Annotated in this window: 18 protein-coding genes; 8 read left to right on the forward strand and 10 right to left on the reverse strand. The window is 60.3% G+C overall.

Translation table 11 applies throughout. The features are described from left to right. Window positions 1–34 precede the first annotated feature (34 nt). The 3 genes from VDP81_RS12020 to VDP81_RS12030 all read right to left on the reverse strand — a co-directional run bounded on the left by VDP81_RS12020 (window position 35) and on the right by VDP81_RS12030 (window position 4,036). Window positions 35–1,543, reverse strand: a complete 1,509-nt coding sequence (locus VDP81_RS12020) for a beta-1,3-glucanase family protein (protein ID WP_323012471.1) — start codon at window positions 1,541–1,543, stop codon at window positions 35–37. A gap of 117 nt (window positions 1,544–1,660) precedes the next feature. Beyond that, the gene (locus VDP81_RS12025) at window positions 1,661–2,314 is read right to left on the reverse strand and encodes a MarC family protein (protein WP_323012472.1); all 654 of its coding nucleotides are present in this window, start codon (window positions 2,312–2,314) and stop codon (window positions 1,661–1,663) included. A 75-nt stretch (window positions 2,315–2,389) separates the two neighbouring features. Beyond that, complete coding sequence (locus VDP81_RS12030; protein ID WP_323012473.1) at window positions 2,390–4,036, reverse strand: electron transfer flavoprotein-ubiquinone oxidoreductase; 1,647 nt, start codon at window positions 4,034–4,036, stop codon at window positions 2,390–2,392. 109 nt (window positions 4,037–4,145) lie between these two features. Between VDP81_RS12030 and VDP81_RS12035 the strand changes: the two genes are divergently transcribed. The 8 genes from VDP81_RS12035 to ftsB all read left to right on the forward strand — a co-directional run bounded on the left by VDP81_RS12035 (window position 4,146) and on the right by ftsB (window position 12,238). Further along, a complete protein-coding gene (locus tag VDP81_RS12035; RefSeq protein ID WP_322997049.1) occupies window positions 4,146–4,583 on the forward strand; it encodes a thioesterase family protein in 438 nt (145 codons plus the stop codon). A gap of 21 nt (window positions 4,584–4,604) precedes the next feature. Next, complete coding sequence (locus VDP81_RS12040) at window positions 4,605–5,300, forward strand: CoA transferase subunit A (RefSeq protein ID WP_322997050.1); 696 nt, start codon at window positions 4,605–4,607, stop codon at window positions 5,298–5,300. Window positions 5,301–5,311: 11 nt separating this feature from the next. Next, on the forward strand, window positions 5,312–5,965 hold the full coding sequence (locus VDP81_RS12045) for a CoA transferase subunit B (protein ID WP_322997051.1): 654 nt from the start codon (window positions 5,312–5,314) through the stop codon (window positions 5,963–5,965). Between the two features lie 28 nt (window positions 5,966–5,993). Beyond that, the gene (locus tag VDP81_RS12050) at window positions 5,994–7,787 is read left to right on the forward strand and encodes an aminopeptidase P family protein (protein ID WP_323012757.1); all 1,794 of its coding nucleotides are present in this window, start codon (window positions 5,994–5,996) and stop codon (window positions 7,785–7,787) included. Between the two features lie 208 nt (window positions 7,788–7,995). Beyond that, a complete protein-coding gene (locus VDP81_RS12055) occupies window positions 7,996–9,648 on the forward strand; it encodes a CTP synthase (protein ID WP_322997052.1) in 1,653 nt (550 codons plus the stop codon). 18 nt (window positions 9,649–9,666) lie between these two features. Beyond that, window positions 9,667–10,518 carry a 3-deoxy-8-phosphooctulonate synthase gene (gene kdsA, locus VDP81_RS12060; RefSeq protein ID WP_323012474.1) on the forward strand — a complete coding sequence of 284 codons (852 nt, stop codon included), beginning with the start codon at window positions 9,667–9,669 and terminating at the stop codon, window positions 10,516–10,518. A 133-nt stretch (window positions 10,519–10,651) separates the two neighbouring features. Beyond that, the gene (gene eno / locus VDP81_RS12065) at window positions 10,652–11,938 is read left to right on the forward strand and encodes a phosphopyruvate hydratase (protein ID WP_322997054.1); all 1,287 of its coding nucleotides are present in this window, start codon (window positions 10,652–10,654) and stop codon (window positions 11,936–11,938) included. 12 nt (window positions 11,939–11,950) lie between these two features. Beyond that, entirely contained in the window at window positions 11,951–12,238 is a 288-nt protein-coding gene (gene ftsB, locus VDP81_RS12070; RefSeq protein ID WP_322997055.1) for a cell division protein FtsB, read from the forward strand. A gap of 29 nt (window positions 12,239–12,267) precedes the next feature. On the opposite strand, the gene VDP81_RS12075 is transcribed toward ftsB, so the two are convergent. The 7 genes from VDP81_RS12075 to VDP81_RS12105 form a co-directional block, all read right to left on the reverse strand. Then, entirely contained in the window at window positions 12,268–13,128 is an 861-nt protein-coding gene (locus tag VDP81_RS12075; protein ID WP_323012475.1) for a hypothetical protein, read from the reverse strand. 120 nt (window positions 13,129–13,248) lie between these two features. After that, complete coding sequence (locus tag VDP81_RS12080) at window positions 13,249–14,178, reverse strand: Hsp33 family molecular chaperone HslO (RefSeq protein WP_323012476.1); 930 nt, start codon at window positions 14,176–14,178, stop codon at window positions 13,249–13,251. Further along, window positions 14,175–14,696 (reverse strand): RDD family protein, encoded by a 522-nt coding sequence (locus tag VDP81_RS12085; protein ID WP_322997058.1) that lies wholly within the window; start codon window positions 14,694–14,696, stop codon window positions 14,175–14,177. The genes VDP81_RS12080 and VDP81_RS12085 overlap by 4 nt, the downstream gene beginning before the upstream one ends. A 144-nt stretch (window positions 14,697–14,840) precedes the next feature. Then, window positions 14,841–15,029, reverse strand: coding sequence for a hypothetical protein (locus tag VDP81_RS12090; RefSeq protein WP_322997059.1), 189 nt, complete (start codon window positions 15,027–15,029; stop codon window positions 14,841–14,843). 117 nt (window positions 15,030–15,146) lie between these two features. After that, window positions 15,147–16,760 carry a THUMP domain-containing protein gene (locus VDP81_RS12095; RefSeq protein ID WP_323012477.1) on the reverse strand — a complete coding sequence of 538 codons (1,614 nt, stop codon included), beginning with the start codon at window positions 16,758–16,760 and terminating at the stop codon, window positions 15,147–15,149. A 5-nt stretch (window positions 16,761–16,765) separates the two neighbouring features. Beyond that, window positions 16,766–17,182: a CopD family protein gene (locus VDP81_RS12100; RefSeq protein WP_322997385.1), complete on the reverse strand. Its 417-nt coding sequence runs from the start codon at window positions 17,180–17,182 to the stop codon at window positions 16,766–16,768. A 2-nt stretch (window positions 17,183–17,184) separates the two neighbouring features. Beyond that, a complete protein-coding gene (locus VDP81_RS12105) occupies window positions 17,185–18,453 on the reverse strand; it encodes a glutamate-5-semialdehyde dehydrogenase (RefSeq protein WP_323012478.1) in 1,269 nt (422 codons plus the stop codon). Window positions 18,454–18,459: the final 6 nt, after the last annotated feature.

Genomic DNA, 18,459 nt, shown 5'->3' on the forward strand with positions numbered 1-18,459 from the left:
ACCAGGGCACCTGCTGCAGGCGATGGAGAGATGCTTAACTGAAAAACCTGGGCAGGGTAATCGTGACGTTCTGTGCCGAACGCAGCACCATGGTTGTGCTTTGGTCGCACAAATCATCATAGGGGAACGCATAGGACAGCCCGTTATCGCTGATTTCGTGAAACAGCTTGGCCCAGGGGTTGTACGGCGCTGCCTGGTAAAAACGGCTGGCTTCGTTGACGCAGGTGTCCGTATTCAGCGTGTATGACATGACCCCCCGCTGAAAAGCCGCCGCAATGGATTTTTGAGTGTTTTTTGCGTTGCTGTCGCCGCTGGCCAGACCCCCGGCACAGGCCCAGATATCATGCGACGAAATCCGGCCGTCAGGGCCGTTTGCGCTGGTAATCTTGAATGCAGGCGTGCCGGTGGGGGTTTCGCCTTGGTAGAAAGTGAGTACGCCGGATTCGACACGGCCACAGTAGTAGCCGCTGGATGGCTCGTAAGTCAGCAGGGGCTGTGTTTCCCAGCGTTTGTACCACGTCAGGACTTCCGCATCGAAATAGTCATTGATCGTGCCTTCTTGCAGGGCTTGTTCCAGGTCGGTATAAATGACGGGTGACAACGCCCGCAGCATGACAAAGCCATCTTTATCCGATAGGGCAGCGGGGAACGCCGAAGGTGCCTGGACTTTGATGAAGTGCGAAAAATTACTAGGCAGGGTTTTGACTTTGTTGAAGATTTCGGCGCGGGAAAATAATTGTTTGCCCTGTGTTGCCCCGCCGGGGGCGCCATCCAGAATTAATGAAAATCCATACTGGTCCACTTGGGTCGTGTTGCCGTAAAACAGTCGGTCTGTATCGTAGGAAAACTCGATCCAGTCGAACAAAGTGGCCATGCCGGGGTATCCGCTGACCGAGGGGGCGGAGTAGGTGATGGGTTCCGCAGCGTTCGGGTTGCTGTTCTCCAACACCACGAACGGCAGTCTGGGCACGCCAATCGAAAAATAGATGCGCCCGCTGAAGGCGCTGATCCCCGTGCCCAGGCCCGGAATGTTGTTGGGGGATATCGTGCCCAGGTCGATGTAGTTTTGGCAGCCCATGGACAGGGGGATGCTGAAATCGGCCCAATCCATGGGGTAGTTGTTGGCGATGATTGCCTGGTCGGCGGTGGACAGCTGATCGGAATCCGGAAAAGTCCGCGCCTTTTGTTGATTATCGGTGACGGCCATTTTCTTGGGCAAGCCATCTTTGGGGTCCAGCCAGTATTGGTACTGGTGATCTGCGTCCACTTGGACCAAGCCCACGATGTAGGCGTAGATGGGTGTGTTCGTTGGCAGATCGGACTGTGTCAGGTCGATACACAAGGGGAAATCCATGCCGACGGCGCTCTGAGAGCAGGTGCCTGGGGTTCCTGTCCCTAGCGTCGGGGCTTCTGGGTCCACAACCCGCATATCAGGATCACCCTGGTTTCCAGTGCCCCCACCGCTGTCGCAGCCGCCGCAGGCCACCAAAACAACGGACGCCCCCGCTGTTGATAAAAATCTTCGTCGGTCTATGGTTGGCATGATTGTGATCCTCTTCCATCGAGTAGCAGGCATTGGGAACGACCTGATGGAAATACTGAACCTGACACAAAGCGGTGTCAAGGATGCCAAAGATAGCGAGCGTCGGGGAGATGCGCGTCAGGCCAGCCCGGGCAGCAGGGCGCGGATGCCCGCAAACAGCATCTCGACGGCAATGGCCGCCAGGATGATCCCCATGACGCGGGCCATGATGACGCGCATTTTGGTGGACATCAGGCGGCCAATCGAGGCCGCAAAATACAGCACGACGAATAGTGCCGCCAGCACGGCGATCAGGACCACTCCAAAGCTGACGATGCGGGCGGAATCCCGTGCCTGGGCGCTGTAAATGATCAGGGTGGCAATGGTGCCGGGCCCGACAATCATGGGGAAAGTCAGCGGGTAAAAGGCAGGATTGTCATCCGTCCCCTCGGCGACCGCCGCCGCAGTATTGGCGCTTTTTTCCTGGGTGGCGCGCTCGTGCGACGTAATCGGCTGGCCGTTCAGCATCGACATGGCGATCCCGATCAGCACTGCGCCGCCCGCCACCCGAAAGGAATCCAGGCTGACGCCAAAGAAGCTGATGATGTGGCTGCCTGCCAGGGCGATGATCAGGCACATGACTGCGGTGTAGCCCAGGATCGCGACAGCCAGGTTGCGCTGTTCAGCCACTGTTTTCTGGCTGGTCAGCGCCAGAAATAGCGGCAGGGTAATGAAGGGATTCATGATGGCGAACAGGGCGCCCAGGAATTTGGTGGCGTAAGCAATATCCATAGCGCTGGGCCAAAGGCCGGCATCCTTGCGGGGTAAGAATCGGGCACTGCACAGCGCAGTGCCCCGGGCCGCATTTTACATGCCGTTGTAGACCGGCCCCTCGCCACCTTGGGGGGTCACCCAGACAATATTCTGGGTGGGGTCCTTGATGTCACAGGTTTTGCAGTGGATGCAGTTCTGTGCGTTGATCTGCAGCTTATCCTCGCCGGTTTCGGTCTTGATGAATTCGTATACACCGGCAGGGCAGAAGCGTGCCTCGGGGCCGCCGAATTTCACCAGGTTGACCTGTACCGGCACGGACTCGTCCTTCAGGGTCAGGTGGCAGGGCTCATTTTCCTCGTGGTTGGTGTTAGAGATAAACACCGAACTGAGCCGGTCAAAGGTCAGCTTGCCGTCTGGTTTCGGGTAGTCGATGCGCGCACACTGGGCGGCAGGCTGCAGACAGGCGTGGTCGGGCTTGGTGCGGTGGATGGTCCAGGGGATGTTGCCCTTCAGCAGCCATTGTTCCACCCCGGTCATCACCGTGCCGACGGTGCGGCCTTTTTTGAACCACTGCTTGAAATTGCGTGATTTGTTGAGTTCCGTGTGCAGCCAGGATGCTTCGAACGCAGCCGGGTAGGCGGTCAGTTCGTCATGGCTGCGTCCAGCGACCAGGGCGTCAAAGGCTGCCTCGGCAGCCAGGGCGCCGGTCTTGATGGCAGAATGGCTGCCCTTGATGCGCGAGGCGTTCAGCACGCCAGCCTCGCAGCCCACCAGCATGCCGCCCGGAAAGACCATTTTTGGCAGAGACAGCAGCCCGCCTGCAGTCAGCGACCTGGCGCCGTAGGCAACGCGTTTGCCGCCTTCGAAGGTTGTGCGGATGGCCGGGTGGGTCTTGTAGCGCTGGAATTCCTCGAAGGGCGATAGCCAGGGGTTGGCATAGTCCAGGCCCACCACCAGGCCCACGGCCACCAGGTTGTCTTGCAGGTGGTACAGAAAGGACCCACCATACGTATCGGAATCCAGGGGCCAACCGGCGGTATGCATCACCATGCCGGGCCGGGCCTGGGCCGGATCGACTTCCCAGAGTTCTTTGATGCCGATGGCATAGCTTTGGGGGTCGCGTCCGGCATCCAGACGGTATTTTTCAATCAATTGGCGGCCCAGGTGCCCACGGGAACCCTCGGCAAAAATCGTATAGCGCGCCAGCAATTCCATGCCCGGCTGATAGGCATCGGTGTGGCTGCCATCGCGCGCCACGCCCATGTCACCGGTCAGTACCCCGCGCACGGCGCCGGATTCGGTCGTCAGCAGATGAGCGGCGGCGAATCCGGGGAACACGTCGACCCCCAGGGCTTCGGCCTGTTCACCCAGCCAACGGGTGACATGACCCAGGCGCACAATGTAGTTGCCGTGGTTTTTAAAGCAATCCGGCAGCAGCCAGGCGGGGGTGCTGCGGGCACCGTGTTCCGACAGAAACAGGAACCGGTCTTCTTGGACGGCAAGGCCCAGCGGTGCGCCTTTTTCCTGCCAGTCGGGGATGAGCTCGGTGATTGCGCGGGGGTCCATCACACAGCCGGACAGAATATGGGCGCCGATCTCGGCCGCTTTTTCCAGGACGCAGACGCTGACCTCCTGGCCGCGTTCGACGGCCAACTGCTTTAGTCGGATGGCGGCCGCTAAACCAGCTGGCCCCCCGCCGACGACAAGGACGTCGTATTCCATGGATTCACGTTCAGTCATGTGGATGGCTCCCCGTTTTATGATGCTTGGACTGGGCTTGATTGTATTGCAGATCGGTATACTGCACTTTTGTTTGGTCAGATGCCCGACTGTGGATCAGGAGTCCCTTATGTCTTCAGAAACTGTTGATATTCAAACGACTTCAGGGACGTTTGAAATTGTTTTGCCGGTGCGTTGGGGCGATATGGATGCCCTGAGCCATGTGAACAACGCGGCGTACTTTCGATATTTTGAAGAAGCCCGCGTACGTTTGGTGATGGCGCTGGGCCTGGGGCCCGGGCATGACCGCAATTGGCTGCTGGCCCATGCGTCGTGTGATTTTCTCAAACCGCTGTTGTATCCTGCTGATATCGTCGTGGGCTTCAAGCTACTGCGTGTGGGCCGCTCCAGCATCGAATTCGACTGCTGGATCGCTGATGCCCAGGACACGCAGATTCTGCATGCCCGTGGCCGCAACATATTGGTCTGTGCCGATGGCGCCACCGGGCGGTCTGTTCCCTGGACCGATGCCGATCGGCAGGTGCTGTCGCGTTATTTTTCGGTTTAAGCCTTAAAAAGGAAAGGTCGTATGGATAAAGTCTATCAAAGCGCTGCCGCTGCGCTGCAGGGCATCGTGGCTGACAATCAAATGATTGCGGTCGGCGGTTTCGGCCTGTGCGGCATCCCCGAAGCCCTGATTGCCGCCTTGCGTGATTCTGGCGTACAGGGGCTTACCTGCGTCAGCAATAACGCCGGGGTGGATGATTTCGGCCTGGGCCAGTTGCTGACCACGCGCCAGATCAAGAAAATGATTGCCTCTTATGTGGGTGAAAACAAAGAATTCGCCCGTCAGTTCATGGCTAAAGAACTGGAACTCGAATTTACCCCTCAGGGCACGTTGGCCGAAAAGCTGCGCGCTGGCGGTGCCGGTATCCCGGCATTTTTTACGCCGACCGGGGTGGGTACCGTGGTGGCCGAAGGCAAGGAAACCCGCGAATTCAATGGTCGCACCTACATCATGGAACAATCCCTGACGCCGGATGTGTCCCTGGTGAAGGCCTGGAAGGCCGATCGCAGCGGCAATCTCATCTTCCGCCGCACGGCGCGTAACTTCAATCCCAATGTCGCCATGGCGGGCAAGATCACCGTGGCCGAAGTCGAGGAAATTGTGCCCACCGGCACCTTCGACCCGGATGAAGTCCATCTGCCGGGCATTTTCGTGCACCGCATTGTTCTCAATGCGACGCCTGAAAAGCGCATCGAACAACGTACTACTCGTCAATAAGGGGGCACATCGTGGCTTGGGATCGTGAACAAATGGCAGCGCGTGCTGCCCAAGAACTGCAAGACGGCTTTTACGTCAATCTAGGTATTGGCCTGCCCACCAAGGTCGCCAACTACGTGCCAGAAGGCATGGAAGTCTGGCTGCAATCGGAAAACGGCCTGCTGGGCATCGGACCGTTTCCTACGGATGACGAGGTCGACGCCGACCTGATCAATGCGGGCAAACAAACCGTCACCACCCTGCCTGGCTCGTCCATTTTTTCCTCTGCTGATTCTTTCGGCATGATCCGTGGCGGAAAAATCAATCTGGCCATTCTGGGGGCCATGCAGGTGTCCGAAAAAGGTGATCTGGCAAACTGGATGATTCCCGGAAAAATGATCAAGGGCATGGGCGGTGCGATGGACCTGGTCGCCGGGGTGGGCAAGGTCGTGGTGCTGATGGAACACGTCGCCAAAGCCAAGGACGGCACCGAATCCCTGAAGCTCCTGCCAGAATGCGATCTGCCGCTGACCGGCTTGGGGGTGGTCAATCTCATCATCACCGACCTGGGTGTGATGCAGGTCACGGATAACGGCCTGCGCCTGACGGAACTGGCGCCTGGCGTCACCGTGGACGAAATCCGCGCCAAGACGACTGCCAAGCTCGATACCTCTGCTGTTGCCTGAAGGACGTACCGTGACCCTGTTGTCTACCCTGGCGACGCCTTTTGATCGTATTGCCGCTTTGCGCGGCCAGTTGGCTCAGGCGGGCTTGCAAGCCTGCCTGGTGCCGACTGCCGACCCGCATCTCTCCGAATACCCGCCCGAGCACTGGCTGAACCGTACCTGGCTATCAGGCTTTGATGGTTCAGCCGGCAGCCTGCTGGTCACGGCGGATTTTGCGGGGCTATGGACCGATAGCCGGTACTGGTCCCAGGCTCAGACCCAGTTGCAAGGCAGCGGGATCACCTTGATGCGTGCCGGGGCCCCGGATGTACCCGACCTGCAGGATTGGGTCGTCTCGCATCTGCAGCCGGGCGCTGCCCTGGCTGTGGATGGCCGGGTACTGGATCGGGCCGGTGCCCAGCGCTGGCAGCGCGGTCTGGCCGCCGCCGATATTCAACTGGTGTTGGACCAGGATCCCGTCGGGGTCATCTGGGCCGATCGGCCTGCACTGCCAACGGCCCCGGTGTTCGAGCACCTGCCGCCGCATGCCTGCCGCACGCGGGCCGACAATCTGTCGGCAGTGCGTGCCGCCATGCATGATCTGGGGGCGGATTACCACCTGTTGTCCACCCTGGACGATATTGCCTGGCTGCTGAATCTGCGCGGTGCCGATGTCGATTACAACCCGGTTTTTCTGGCGCATGCTTTATTGGATGCCAGCCGGGTGCGTTTGTATATCGCCCCTAATAAAATCTCTGCCGATCTGGCGGCGCGTTTGGCCGTCGATGGGGTGGACCTTTGTGATTACACCGCCTTGGCGGGGGATCTGTCCCGCTTGCCGGTCGATGCGCCCGTGCTGGTGGACCCTGTGCGGGTCACGGCGGGCACTCTGGTGCATGCCCCGCAACTGCGGTTGCTGGAAGCCATCAATCCGTCGCAGCTCTTGAAGTCCGTCAAAAACACCGCCGAGGCCGACAACATCCGTCAGGCCATGGCCCAGGACGGCGCCGCCCTGTGCGAGTTCTTCGCCTGGTTCGAGGCTGCCCTGGCGGCTGGGCAGACCTTGACCGAAATCGATGTCGATACGCATATATCGGCGGCGCGTGCCCGTCGTCCTGGCTTTGTCAGCCTCAGTTTTTCGACCATTGCGGGCTTTAACGCCAATGGCGCCATGCCGCATTATCGGGCGACGGAATCCGCTCACGCCACGATCCAGGGCGATGGCCTGTTGTTGATCGATTCCGGCGGTCAGTACCTGGGCGGCACCACCGACATTACCCGTGTGGTGCCTGTTGGTACTCCATCCGCTGCCCAGCGGGCCGACTACACCGTCGTGTTGCAGGCGCATATCGCCCTGGCACGGGCACAGTTTCCGGTGGATACGCCGTCTTCCACCCTGGATGCGCTGGCCCGCCAACCGCTGTGGCGCCAAGGCCTGGATTATGGCCATGGCACAGGTCACGGGGTGGGGTATTTCCTGAATGTCCACGAAGGGCCTCAGACCATTGCGGTGCGCGCACATGCGCGGCCGCACCAGGGCATGCAGGCTGGCATGCTCACCTCCAACGAGCCCGGCCTGTATCGCGAGCACCAGTGGGGCATCCGCATCGAGAACCTGGTGCTGGCCGTGCCAGTCCAGGAAACCGTCTTCGGTGATTTTCTGGCGTTCGAGACGGTAACCTTGTGTCCCATCGACACCCGCTGCGTGGTGCCCGATCTATTGTCTGCCGATGAACTGTCCTGGCTGAATACCTACCATCAGCAGGTTCGCAAACGGCTGCTGCCGCTGGTGGATGGGGCTGCCCGCGACTGGCTGTTGGCGCGGACCGAAGCACTGGGCTGATTACAGAAACGGCAGAAACGGGGTCAGACACGATTTTCAGAAACGGGGTCAGACACGATTTTCCCTGGAAATCGTGTCTGACCCCGTTTCTGGTGTGACCCCGTTTCTGGTGATTTCCGAAGTGGCGGGCTATCCGCCGTCGGCGGTCATAGCGGTTATAATCGCAATTTCCCGCTCCTGTCCGACCACCCCGGACACGTAATCCAACATGACCAAATACGTATTCGTCACAGGGGGAGTCGTCTCCTCCCTGGGTAAAGGCATTGCTGCGGCATCGCTGGCTGCCATTCTGGAATCCCGCGGATTGCGGGTCACCATGCTGAAACTGGACCCCTACATCAACGTAGACCCAGGCACCATGAGCCCCTTTCAGCACGGCGAGGTCTTCGTCACCGAGGACGGCGCCGAGACCGACTTGGATCTGGGCCACTACGAGCGCTTCGTGTCCGCCCGCATGCACAAGGTCAATAACTTCACCACCGGCCAGATTTACGAATCGGTGCTGCGCAAAGAACGCCGGGGTGATTACCTGGGCAAGACCGTCCAGGTGATCCCGCACATCACCAATGAAATCCAGGATTTCATTGCGCGTGGGGCAAAGGCTGCCTTTGACGGTCAGGCCGACATCGCCATTGTCGAAATCGGCGGCACCATCGGCGACATCGAATCTCTGCCGTTCCTGGAAGCCGTGCGCCAAATGAGCCTGCGCCTGGGCCGCAATCAATGCGCCTTCGTGCACCTGACGCTGGTGCCTTTCATTGCCTCGGCAGGCGAGCTGAAAACCAAGCCCACTCAACACTCCGTGCAAAAACTGCGCGAAATCGGCATTTATCCCAATGCCTTGCTGTGCCGCGCCGACCGTCCGGTCCCCGAAGACGAACGCGCCAAGATTTCCCTGTTTTCCAACGTGCCCCTGGATGCGGTCATCTCTGTTTGGGATTCAGATTCCATCTATAAAATTCCGGCCATGCTGCACAAGCAGGGGCTGGACAGTCTGGTGTGCGACGCCCTGGCGATCACGCCTCCGCCTGCTGATCTGACGGTCTGGGATCGCCTGGTGCATGATCTGGAAAATCCCCGATGCGCGGTCACCATCGGCATGGTGGGCAAATACGTGGATCTCACCGAATCGTATAAGTCCTTGTCGGAAGCCTTGGTGCATGCCGGCATTCATACGCATTCCCAGGTGCATATCGAATACATCGATTCCGAAGAAATCGAAACCCAGGGCACTGGCTGCCTGGCTGGCCTGGATGCCATCCTGGTGCCGGGCGGCTTTGGCAAGCGCGGCACCGAGGGCAAGATCCGTGCCATTCAGTATGCGCGTGAACAGGGTATTCCTTACTTGGGAATCTGCCTGGGCATGCAGCTGGCCGTGGTCGAGTTCGCCCGTCACGTAGCCGGGCTGGGCGGTGCCAACAGCACCGAATTCGACCCTTCTGCCGCCCATCCCGTGGTGGCCCTGATCACCGAATGGCAAGACCGCGAGGGCAAGATCGAAACGCGCGACTCCTCGTCCGACCTGGGCGGCACCATGCGCAAAGGCGCCCAGCGCTGCCCGGTCAAGCCCGGCACCCGGGCGTTCGATATCTATGGGGCCGAGGTCAACGAACGCCATCGCCACCGTTACGAAGTCAATAACGTTTATGTAAACCGCCTGGAGGAATCCGGCTTGGTCATCAGTGCGCGCACGCCCACCGAAAGCCTGCCTGAAATCATGGAAATCCCCAGCCATCCATGGTTTATGGGGGTGCAGTTCCACCCTGAGTTCACCTCGACGCCGCGTTATGGCCACCCGCTATTCACCAGCTATATTCAGGCGGCGCTGGCCTATCAGCAGAACCAGCCCAAAAAATCCTGATCACCAGGGGGAATCGTGATGCAACTATGTCATTTTCAGGCGGGTCTGGATCAGCCTTTGTTTCTGATCGCCGGCCCGTGCGTGATCGAATCGCGCGAACTCGCGTTTGAAACTGCGGGCATCCTGCAGGAAATGACCCAGGCGCTGGGCATTCCCTTTATCTACAAAAGCTCTTTCGACAAGGCCAATCGTAGTTCGGGGGTGTCTTTCCGTGGGCCCGGCCTGGACGAAGGCCTTAAAATCCTGGAAGACGTGCGCCAGCAATTGGGGATGCCCGTGCTAACGGATGTGCACGAAATCGGCCAGGCCCGCGAGGTCGCTGCCGTGGTGGATGTGCTGCAGACGCCGGCGTTCTTGTGCCGTCAGACTGACTTCATCCAGGCTTGTGCCGCGACACTGAAGCCGGTCAACATCAAAAAAGGCCAATTTCTGGCTCCCGAAGACATGCAGCAGGTCGTGACCAAGGCCCGTGCCGCTGCGGTCGAGGCCGGTGGGGATGGGCAAAACATTCTGGTCTGCGAGCGCGGCGCTTCGTTTGGTTATCACAACCTGGTCTCGGACATGCGCTCTCTGGCCATTATGCGCAACACGCACTGCCCGGTGGTGTTCGATGCCACGCATTCGGTGCAGCTGCCTGGTGGCCAGGGCACTAGCTCTGGCGGCCAGCGGGAATTCGTGCCGGTCCTGGCACGCGCCGCCGTTGCGGTGGGCATTGCGGGTATTTTCATGGAAACCCATCCCAATCCTGCTCAGGCATTGTCTGATGGGCCTAATGCTGTGCCGCTGGACAAGATGCGTGCCCTGCTGGAAACATTGCTGGAACTGGATCGCTGCGTGAAGCGCGACGGGGCGCTGGATCTGGCCCTGTGATTTGTGCAGTAGATACTTCAGGTATCTACTGCAAGCCCCACAGGCTTGGTTTTCCGAAGTAGACTAAACACTACCCCGCTACAATAGTGGGGTTTCATTTTTTTCCACTATCCACCTGCAGGACGGTCAAAGCATGAGTGCAATCGTAGACATCATCGGGCGCGAAATTCTGGATTCGCGCGGTAACCCCACTGTAGAATGCGACGTCCTGCTGGAATCCGGCGCGATGGGCCGTGCTGCCGTACCATCCGGTGCATCTACTGGCTCCCGGGAAGCCATCGAGCTGCGGGACGGGGATAAATCCCGGTATCTGGGCAAGGGCGTGCTGCGTGCCGTCGAACACATCAACACCGAGATCTCCGAGGCGCTGATGGGCTTGGATGCCCAGGAACAGACCTTTATCGATCGCACCTTGATCGATCTGGATGGCACGGACGATAAAAGCCGCCTGGGCGCCAATGCCATTTTGGCGGCCAGTATGGCGGTGGCCAAGGCTGCTGCAGATGACGCCGGCCTGTCTCTGTATCGCTATTTTGGCGGCAGCGGCCCCATGCAAATGCCTGTGCCCATGATGAACGTCATTAATGGCGGGGCGCACGCCAACAACACCCTGGACCTGCAGGAATTCATGATTCTGCCGGTCGGGGCGTCCAGCTTCCGCGAAGCGCTGCGCATGGGGGCCGAAATCTTCCATGCCCTGAAAAAAATCATTGCCGATCAAGGCATGTCTACTGCGGTGGGCGACGAGGGTGGCTTTGCCCCCAATGTGGCCAACCACGAGGCCGCCATCGAACTCATTCTGCAGGCCATTGCCGAAGCTGGCTACGAGGCCGGAACGCAGGTGGTGCTGGGCCTGGATTGCGCCAGCTCCGAATTCTATCGCGATGGCAAATACCACCTGGCAGGCGAGGGCGGTATTGCGCTTAGTTCACAGGATTTTGCCAATCTGCTGGCTTCCTGGTGCGATAAATATCCCATCGTCTCCATCGAAGACGGCATGGCCGAGGACGATTGGGAAGGCTGGCGCATCCTGACCGAACAGCTGGGTAAAAAAGTCCAGTTGGTGGGGGATGATCTGTTCGTCACCAACACCAAGATCCTGAAGAAGGGCATCGATCAGGGGATTGCCAATTCCATCCTGATCAAGATCAATCAGATCGGCACCCTGACCGAAACCTTCGCGGCCATCGAAATGGCCAAGCGCGCTGGCTATACCGCTGTGATTTCACATCGCTCCGGCGAAACCGAAGACTCCACCATTGCGGATATTGCCGTGGCCACCAATGCCATGCAGATCAAGACCGGCTCGCTGTCGCGCTCGGATCGGATGGCAAAATACAATCAGTTGCTGCGCATCGAGGAAGAACTCGCCGAGGTCGCGTCCTATCCTGGGGTGTCGGCTTTCTATAACCTGCGTTAATCCCTATCGCCGATGCGGTTGCTCGTCCTGGCCTTGCTGGCCCTTACCCTGATCACACAATACCCTTTGTGGTGGGGCAAGGGCGGCTGGCTGCGACTGCGCAGCCTGCAGGCCCAGGTGCAGGTCGAGACCGCCAACAATCAGGCCCTGACAGCCCGCAATAACGCCTTGCTGGCCGAGGTGCAGGATCTGAAAACCGGGATTTCTGCGGTCGAAGAACGCGCCCGCCAAGAACTCAATATGATTCGCGAGGGCGAATATCTGGTCCAGATCCTGCCGGATCAACCCGCCTCACGCTAAGCGCTTTGGCCGGATGCTACGCATCTGGTCTATGGCCCGCACAATAGCGGGTCTTCAGGGCTGTTCAGGCCAGTTTCTATATGATTGATGTCTTCAGCCACGTCCGGATTTGCGGACGTGCTGTCTGTTGCTGCGTCTTTGCTGGGCTCCGCTCCTGTCGTCAAGGCTATGGCCTCAGGTGCGCCTGTCGCCGTGGCGTAGCGGATGCGGCCATCGGCCAGCGCCGGCCAGTCTGCCGGGTGGGATTGCATGACCATGCGCACTTGGCGGCGTATCGGTAGATAGCCTTGCGTCATCATCTGTTGGCCGACGGGATCGTGATTCAAGGGGGCCAGTCCTTGCAGGATGGCCGCGATGCCGGGCACCATGGGGCGCTGAGGCCACCATAGATTGATGACCAGCGTGTTCGCCTCGTGGATATTCAGGCCGGACTGCGGGCCACGTCCTTGCGGCCAACCCTGGGCCTGGCGCTGGGCGTGTTGCTGGGCCTGATAGTCGTTGCGGATCAAGGCTTGTCCAAGGGGTTGGCGGGTGCCCACGACGTCCGGGTCGGCATGGTCCTGGAAGGCAGCCGGATTAGGTTGCACGATATGCATGATCCACGAAGTGCCCAAGGCCTGGCGCCGTGCAGCCAGCGCCTGCTGGATGGTGTCCGGTTGGATATACAGCTGCCGCAGGCCGGATTCAAAGGCGCTGGCGATGGCCTGAGGGTTGGCCTGCCGGGTTGCGCCGACCCGGGCGGCGTCTGTCAAGATCAGGCTGATGGCCTGTCGCAGATGCATCCAGTGGGCCAGTTCAACGCCCCCCATGCCGAGGGCCAGCAAGGGCGGCAGGGCCAGCAGCAGCCCCACCATGCCGGCACCGGCTTGTCTTGATTTGTTTGTATTCATCCGGCGCCCCTGGTGATGGCCCGTGCTTGGTCAACGGGTTCTCAAGTATCTCCGGGCATGCGGTGGGGCGCTATGGTGGCAAGCCCTCTGGGATGAATCGGTGTCTTGGGGCTTGTATTTTCAGTGTATGGAATCAGACCCAGGGGCGTGTTGCTGGTCTGATTCGTCCAGAAACAGAGAGGCGCAGTCGATGGGATCGAACTCGTAGGGCTTACCGCAGAAATTACAGTCAATATGGACGTGGTTTTGTTCGGCCAGGATAGACTGGATTTCTGTCTGGCCCAGCGTGCGCAGCATGCTGGCGACGCGTTCGCGGGTGCAGGGGCAATGCCAGCGTACGCTTTGTTCGGGAAAGGCCAGCAGATCGTCTTCCCAGAATAGTTTATGCATCAGGGTGTCGGGGCTGTCCGAGAGCAGCTCGGCAGGCTTCAGGGTGTTGGCCATGGTCTCGCAATGAGACCAACTGGTGTCGTCGCCGGGCATGATGGGCTGGCCATCCGGCGCCGTGGCCCCCGGCATGCGTTGTAGTAATAGCCCGGTGCAGTGTTGGGTGTCGGCAGCCAGCCATAGGCGGGTTTCCAGCTGTTCGGAGTGCCGCATATAGTGTTCCAGCGCCTGGGCGACGGAATCGCCCTCCAGGGGGACGATGCCCTGGTAGGCGGGGGTGCCTTCGGGGCGGTCCTTATGGTCCAGCAAAACGGTGAAGCGCCCCTGTCCATCGGGGTTTAGCAGGGTTTGCAGGCTGCTGGAATTCGGGATGGCCGCGTCTTCGCGCAGATGGGCGGTGGCGCGTAGCGCCAAAGTCGAGGTGCATTCCACCATGATCAGTCGTACTGGGCCATTGCCCTGTAGCTGCAGCACGATAGAACCGTCGAATTTGATATTGCCCGCCAGCAAGACCGCCGCCGCCGAGAGTTCGCCCAGCAGGCTGACGACCTGGGGTGGCAGGTGCTGATGCGCCAGGCCGGTTTGCCAGGATTCGGACAGCTGCAGGGTTTGCAGGCGGGTGCTGTGGTCGGTGGTCAGGTATTTTTTCAGGATATCGGTCATGGCGTGCGGCGTCCTAGATCATGTAGTTCGGTACCCAACAGACGATCATGCAGAAATTGGCCTTGTGGGTCGAACCAGGTCCAGATGAAATGGAAAAATGGGGTGGCGACGATCAGCAGATCCAGCGAGGCCCAGCCTGTGATGTGTGATAAGCCTGCCACCAGCAGGGCAGCCAGCAGGGGAATCGGCCATAGCAGCAAGTAGCGCAGCAGCATGCGGCCAGCCCGCAGCGGCGTGCCTTGCCGGTCTGTCAGGCGGATATTCCATGTCTTCATGGGCAGGGTCTGGCCGCCCCGTCGCCAACAAAATAGAAAATACACGCCAATGGCCACGAATAGGAAAGCTTGACGGCTGTGGCGCAGCATCAGGCCGTTGTGGCTCTGGGTCAGGGTGTCAAACAGATATCCGGCTAAAAAGACCACGCCAAACAGCAGCACGCCTTCGTACATCATGCAGGCAAAGCGACGCAAGCGGGTAGGCGCCGGGGGGACGGCGGTAGCCGGTGAATTGGAATTCATGGGACAAGGCAGTGAAATGGCTATTATCCCATGGGATAAAAAAAGCCGCCCTAAAGAGAACTGACCCCCAGAAGCCGGATTTTTATCCAGGCTTTGGGGGTCAGTTCACCGAAGGCGGCTATCGCCGCCAATACTGATCAGAGATCAGTTGGCGGTGCGCACAGCGTGGTGCACACGGCCTTCGGGGGTTTTGAAGAAGCTGGCAACCTTCTTGATGATGTTCTTCAACGTTGCATCCAGGGCATAAGCCTGGTTGGCTTCAATGGCTTCGGCCAGCAGTTGGCGCTCCAGGGCGTCGGTCATACGAATATCAGTGTTTTGGAAGGTTTTCATGGCAAGCCTCTTTGCTTAGAAAGGAGCGTTTCGCTCGGGTTAACCCTATTATAGGGTTTTCCCTAGATAAAAAGCAAGCCGTATAGAAAATACCTTGGATGGGCTGTCTCCAATCAGCTACGCCCGGTCGCGATAGCCTGCCGATACCAGCTCGAACTGAAACAGGCGGCAATCCAGCGCGCCATTGTGCAAGGGATGGCGCCGCCGAGGTTTCAGACGCAATTGTCCAGGCAGATCCAGGTCGCTGGTAATGATGTTCACTTGCCAGCCGCCGTATTGTTGTTTCAACTGGGTGGCCCATTGGGGCCACAAGTCTTGCTCATGGTCGCCCAGCCGTTCCCCATACGGTGGGTTGGTCACGATCCAACCGGCCTCGGCGGGTGGCTGCATCCGGCGGGCATCACAGGCTTCAAAGCGAATGGCATCCGGGCTTAGGTGGGCGCGGTCGAGATTGGCGCGGGCGGATTCAATCGCGGCTGGATGGATGTCGCTGCCCACCAGGGGCACATCCAGCCGGGGGGCAATGCGGGCGCGGGCGTCATCCTTCAGGTCGCGCCAGCGTCGGGCATCGTGCGACCGCAGGCGCTCGAAGCCAAAAGGCCGCCAGATACCGGGGGGCACGCCTAGCGCGATCCAGGCGGCTTCGATCAGGATGGTGCCGCTGCCACAGAATGGGTCCAATAGCGCAGCGTCGGGGGTCCAATCGGACAGTGCCAGCAGGCCCGCCGCCAAATTTTCACGTAGGGGGGCCTCGCCCTTGTCCAGGCGCCAACCGCGCTTGAAGAGGGACTCGCCAGAGACATCCAGGTAAAGCGTGGCTTGTCTTGCATCCAAAAACAGGTGGACGCGGGCATCCGGGCGGACCGTATCAATGCTGGGCCGTTCGCCTTCGCGTTCGCGCAGGCGGTCGCAGATGCCGTCCTTGGCCCTTAGGTTGCAGTATTGCAGGCTGCGCATGGGGCTGTGGATGGCAGAGGTATCCACCCGCAGGGTTTGTTCTGCACCGAACCAGCGTTCCCATTCGGTCTCGCGGGCCAGGGCCAGAATATCGTCTTCAGTCTGTACATCGGCCTGGGCGACCTGCACCAGGATGCGCGTGGCCAGACGGGAATACAGGTTGGCCCGCATCACCCCCATCCAGTCCGCCTGAAAATGACAGCCCGCCCTGCCTGCCCGTACGCCGTCATAGCCCAGGGCCTGCAGTTCCAGCGTCAAGGCGTCTTCCAGGCCGTGCGGACAGGGGGCGAACACCGGGAAGATTTCAGTCAGGTGCTGCTGGCGAGGTTGACGCGACTGGCGGGGCAGGTGCTGGAGACGGGCTGGGGCCTGTTCGTCCGCGCCGGTGTTTCGGTAGCGGGTATCCGGGCGTTCGCTGGTCCGCTCCGCCGTTTGGCGATAGGGCCGCCGCTGGCCTGATTGCTCGTCGCGTCGGCTGTGTGCATTATTTTCGGATCGGCCCTCGCGGCGCTGGGCGTCTGCACGAGGCCGGTCCGATGCACTGGCATAGGGGCGGTTGTCGGGATTGGTGTCTCTGTCTCTGCGTGGTGGGCGGGCATCAGCCAGCTGTCTGGGCGCATTGTCGGGCGTTTCGCCGCGCGCCTGTTGGGCGCGTTCCTGGATGGCAGCCTGGCGTGCGCGGGCACCCGTGCGTTTTGGGCGCTGGTCTTCCTCGGAGGAGGAACGGCTAGGCCTGGGTTTCAGGCTCAGGGTCTTGCGGGAAGTATCGCTCATGGGCTTTAAAAAGGTTTGACGATCACCAGGATCAAAATCAGCAATAGCAACAGGACCGGAATTTCATTGAACCAGCGGAAATAGCCGTGGCTGTGGGTATTGGTGCCGTTGCTGAAGGCCCGCAGGTGGCGGCGGCAGGCCAGATGAAAGGCCAGCAGGGCCAGGACGCCCAGCAGCTTTGCGTGCATCCAGGCCTGGCCCTGGCCGATGCCGTAATGCAGCCACAATACCAGCCCCAGGATCAGGGCCAGTATGCCCAGAGGGGTCATGAAACGATACAGGCGTCCCGCCATCCCCAGCAGGGTGGCCCGGGTCTCCGGGTTGGTTTCAGAGGCCAGGTTGACATAGATGCGCGGCAGATAGAACAGCCCGGCAAACCAGGACACGATGAATAGCAGGTGGAAAGTCTTGACCCACAGCATCATCAACCCCGCAGCTGGCCTTCGCCAGTCAGCACCCATTTCTGGATGGTCAGGCCTTCCAGGCCCACCGGGCCGCGGGCATGCAGGCGGTTGGTGGAAATGCCGATCTCAGCCCCCAGGCCATACTCGAAGCCATCGGCAAAGCAGGTGGGCAGGTTGACATAGACTGAGCTGGAATCGACTTCACGCTGGAAGCGCTGGGCGGCGCTGAGGTCTTCGGTCACGATGGATTCGGTATGTTCGGAGCTGTAGCGGGCGATGTGTTCCATGGCGTCGTTCAGCGAGTCGACCACCCGCACCGCCAGAATGGGGGCCAGGAATTCGCTGCTCCAGTCGTCTTCGGTGGCGGGGATGGCATCGGGCAACAAGGCGGCTGCCCGGGGGCAGGCGCGCAGTTCGACCCCCAGATCCGCAAAGCGTCGGCCCGCCAGGGGCAGCCACTGGTCGGCAATCTCGGCATGCACCAGCAGGGTCTCTGTGGCACCGCAAATGCCATAGCGATAGGTCTTCCCGTTGATTGCGACATCCAGGGCGCGATCCAGGTCGGCGGCGCGGTCGATATACAGGTGGCAGTTGCCGTCCAGGTGCTTGATCAGGGGCACGCGGGCCTCTGCAGCCAGACGGGAGATCAGGCCTTTGCCGCCGCGCGGGATGATGACGTCGATATAGTCGGTCAGGGTCACCATCTGGCCCACGGCAGCTCGGTCGGTGGTGTCCACGACCTGCACGGCCTGGGGCGGCAGGCCGGCGATTTTCAGGCCGGCCTGGATGATGCTGCCCAGGGCTTGGTTGGAATGAAAGGCTTCGCTGCCGCCGCGCAGAATCGTCGCGTTGCCGGTCTTCAGGCACAACGCGGCGGCGTCGATGGTGACGTTGGGGCGGGATTCGTAAATAATGCCGATGACCCCCAGCGGGACGCGCATGCGGGCCACCCGCATGCCATTGGGCCGGATGCTGGTGTCGCTCAGGCTGCCGATGGGGTCGGCCATGGCGGCGATTTGTTCCAGGCCGGCAGCCATCGTATCCAGCGCCTTGTCAGACAGCTTCAGGCGATCCATCAAGGGAGCCTCCAGGCCGCGTTCGGCGGCTGTCTGCAGATCGCGGGCGTTTTCGGCTTGCAGCCAGGCGCGTTGTTCGTGCAGCTGCTGGGCCATGGCCCGCAGGGCGGTGGATTTTTCTGCCCCCGAGGCAGTGCGCATCCGCCGCGTGGCCTGTCTGGCCTGGCGGCCCAGTGTTTCTAGGGATATCGATGCAGAGGTGGCAGTAGTCATGAGGAT

Origin of the sequence: Castellaniella sp., assembly GCF_034675845.1 — a bacterium.
Lineage (GTDB): Bacteria > Pseudomonadota > Gammaproteobacteria > Burkholderiales > Burkholderiaceae_B > Castellaniella.

Coding starts and splice junctions, on each gene's coding strand:
- VDP81_RS12020 (WP_323012471.1), bottom strand. CDS start 1,543: ATGCCAACCATAGACCGACGAAGATTTTTATCAACAGCGGGGGCGTCC.
- VDP81_RS12025 (WP_323012472.1), bottom strand. CDS start 2,314: ATGGATATTGCTTACGCCACCAAATTCCTGGGCGCCCTGTTCGCCATC.
- VDP81_RS12030 (WP_323012473.1), bottom strand. CDS start 4,036: ATGACTGAACGTGAATCCATGGAATACGACGTCCTTGTCGTCGGCGGG.
- VDP81_RS12035 (WP_322997049.1), top strand. CDS start 4,146: ATGTCTTCAGAAACTGTTGATATTCAAACGACTTCAGGGACGTTTGAA.
- VDP81_RS12040 (WP_322997050.1), top strand. CDS start 4,605: ATGGATAAAGTCTATCAAAGCGCTGCCGCTGCGCTGCAGGGCATCGTG.
- VDP81_RS12055 (WP_322997052.1), top strand. CDS start 7,996: ATGACCAAATACGTATTCGTCACAGGGGGAGTCGTCTCCTCCCTGGGT.
- kdsA (WP_323012474.1), top strand. CDS start 9,667: ATGCAACTATGTCATTTTCAGGCGGGTCTGGATCAGCCTTTGTTTCTG.
- eno (WP_322997054.1), top strand. CDS start 10,652: ATGAGTGCAATCGTAGACATCATCGGGCGCGAAATTCTGGATTCGCGC.
- ftsB (WP_322997055.1), top strand. CDS start 11,951: ATGCGGTTGCTCGTCCTGGCCTTGCTGGCCCTTACCCTGATCACACAA.
- VDP81_RS12075 (WP_323012475.1), bottom strand. CDS start 13,128: ATGAATACAAACAAATCAAGACAAGCCGGTGCCGGCATGGTGGGGCTG.
- VDP81_RS12080 (WP_323012476.1), bottom strand. CDS start 14,178: ATGACCGATATCCTGAAAAAATACCTGACCACCGACCACAGCACCCGC.
- VDP81_RS12085 (WP_322997058.1), bottom strand. CDS start 14,696: ATGAATTCCAATTCACCGGCTACCGCCGTCCCCCCGGCGCCTACCCGC.
- VDP81_RS12090 (WP_322997059.1), bottom strand. CDS start 15,029: ATGAAAACCTTCCAAAACACTGATATTCGTATGACCGACGCCCTGGAG.
- VDP81_RS12095 (WP_323012477.1), bottom strand. CDS start 16,760: ATGAGCGATACTTCCCGCAAGACCCTGAGCCTGAAACCCAGGCCTAGC.
- VDP81_RS12100 (WP_322997385.1), bottom strand. CDS start 17,182: ATGCTGTGGGTCAAGACTTTCCACCTGCTATTCATCGTGTCCTGGTTT.
- VDP81_RS12105 (WP_323012478.1), bottom strand. CDS start 18,453: ATGACTACTGCCACCTCTGCATCGATATCCCTAGAAACACTGGGCCGC.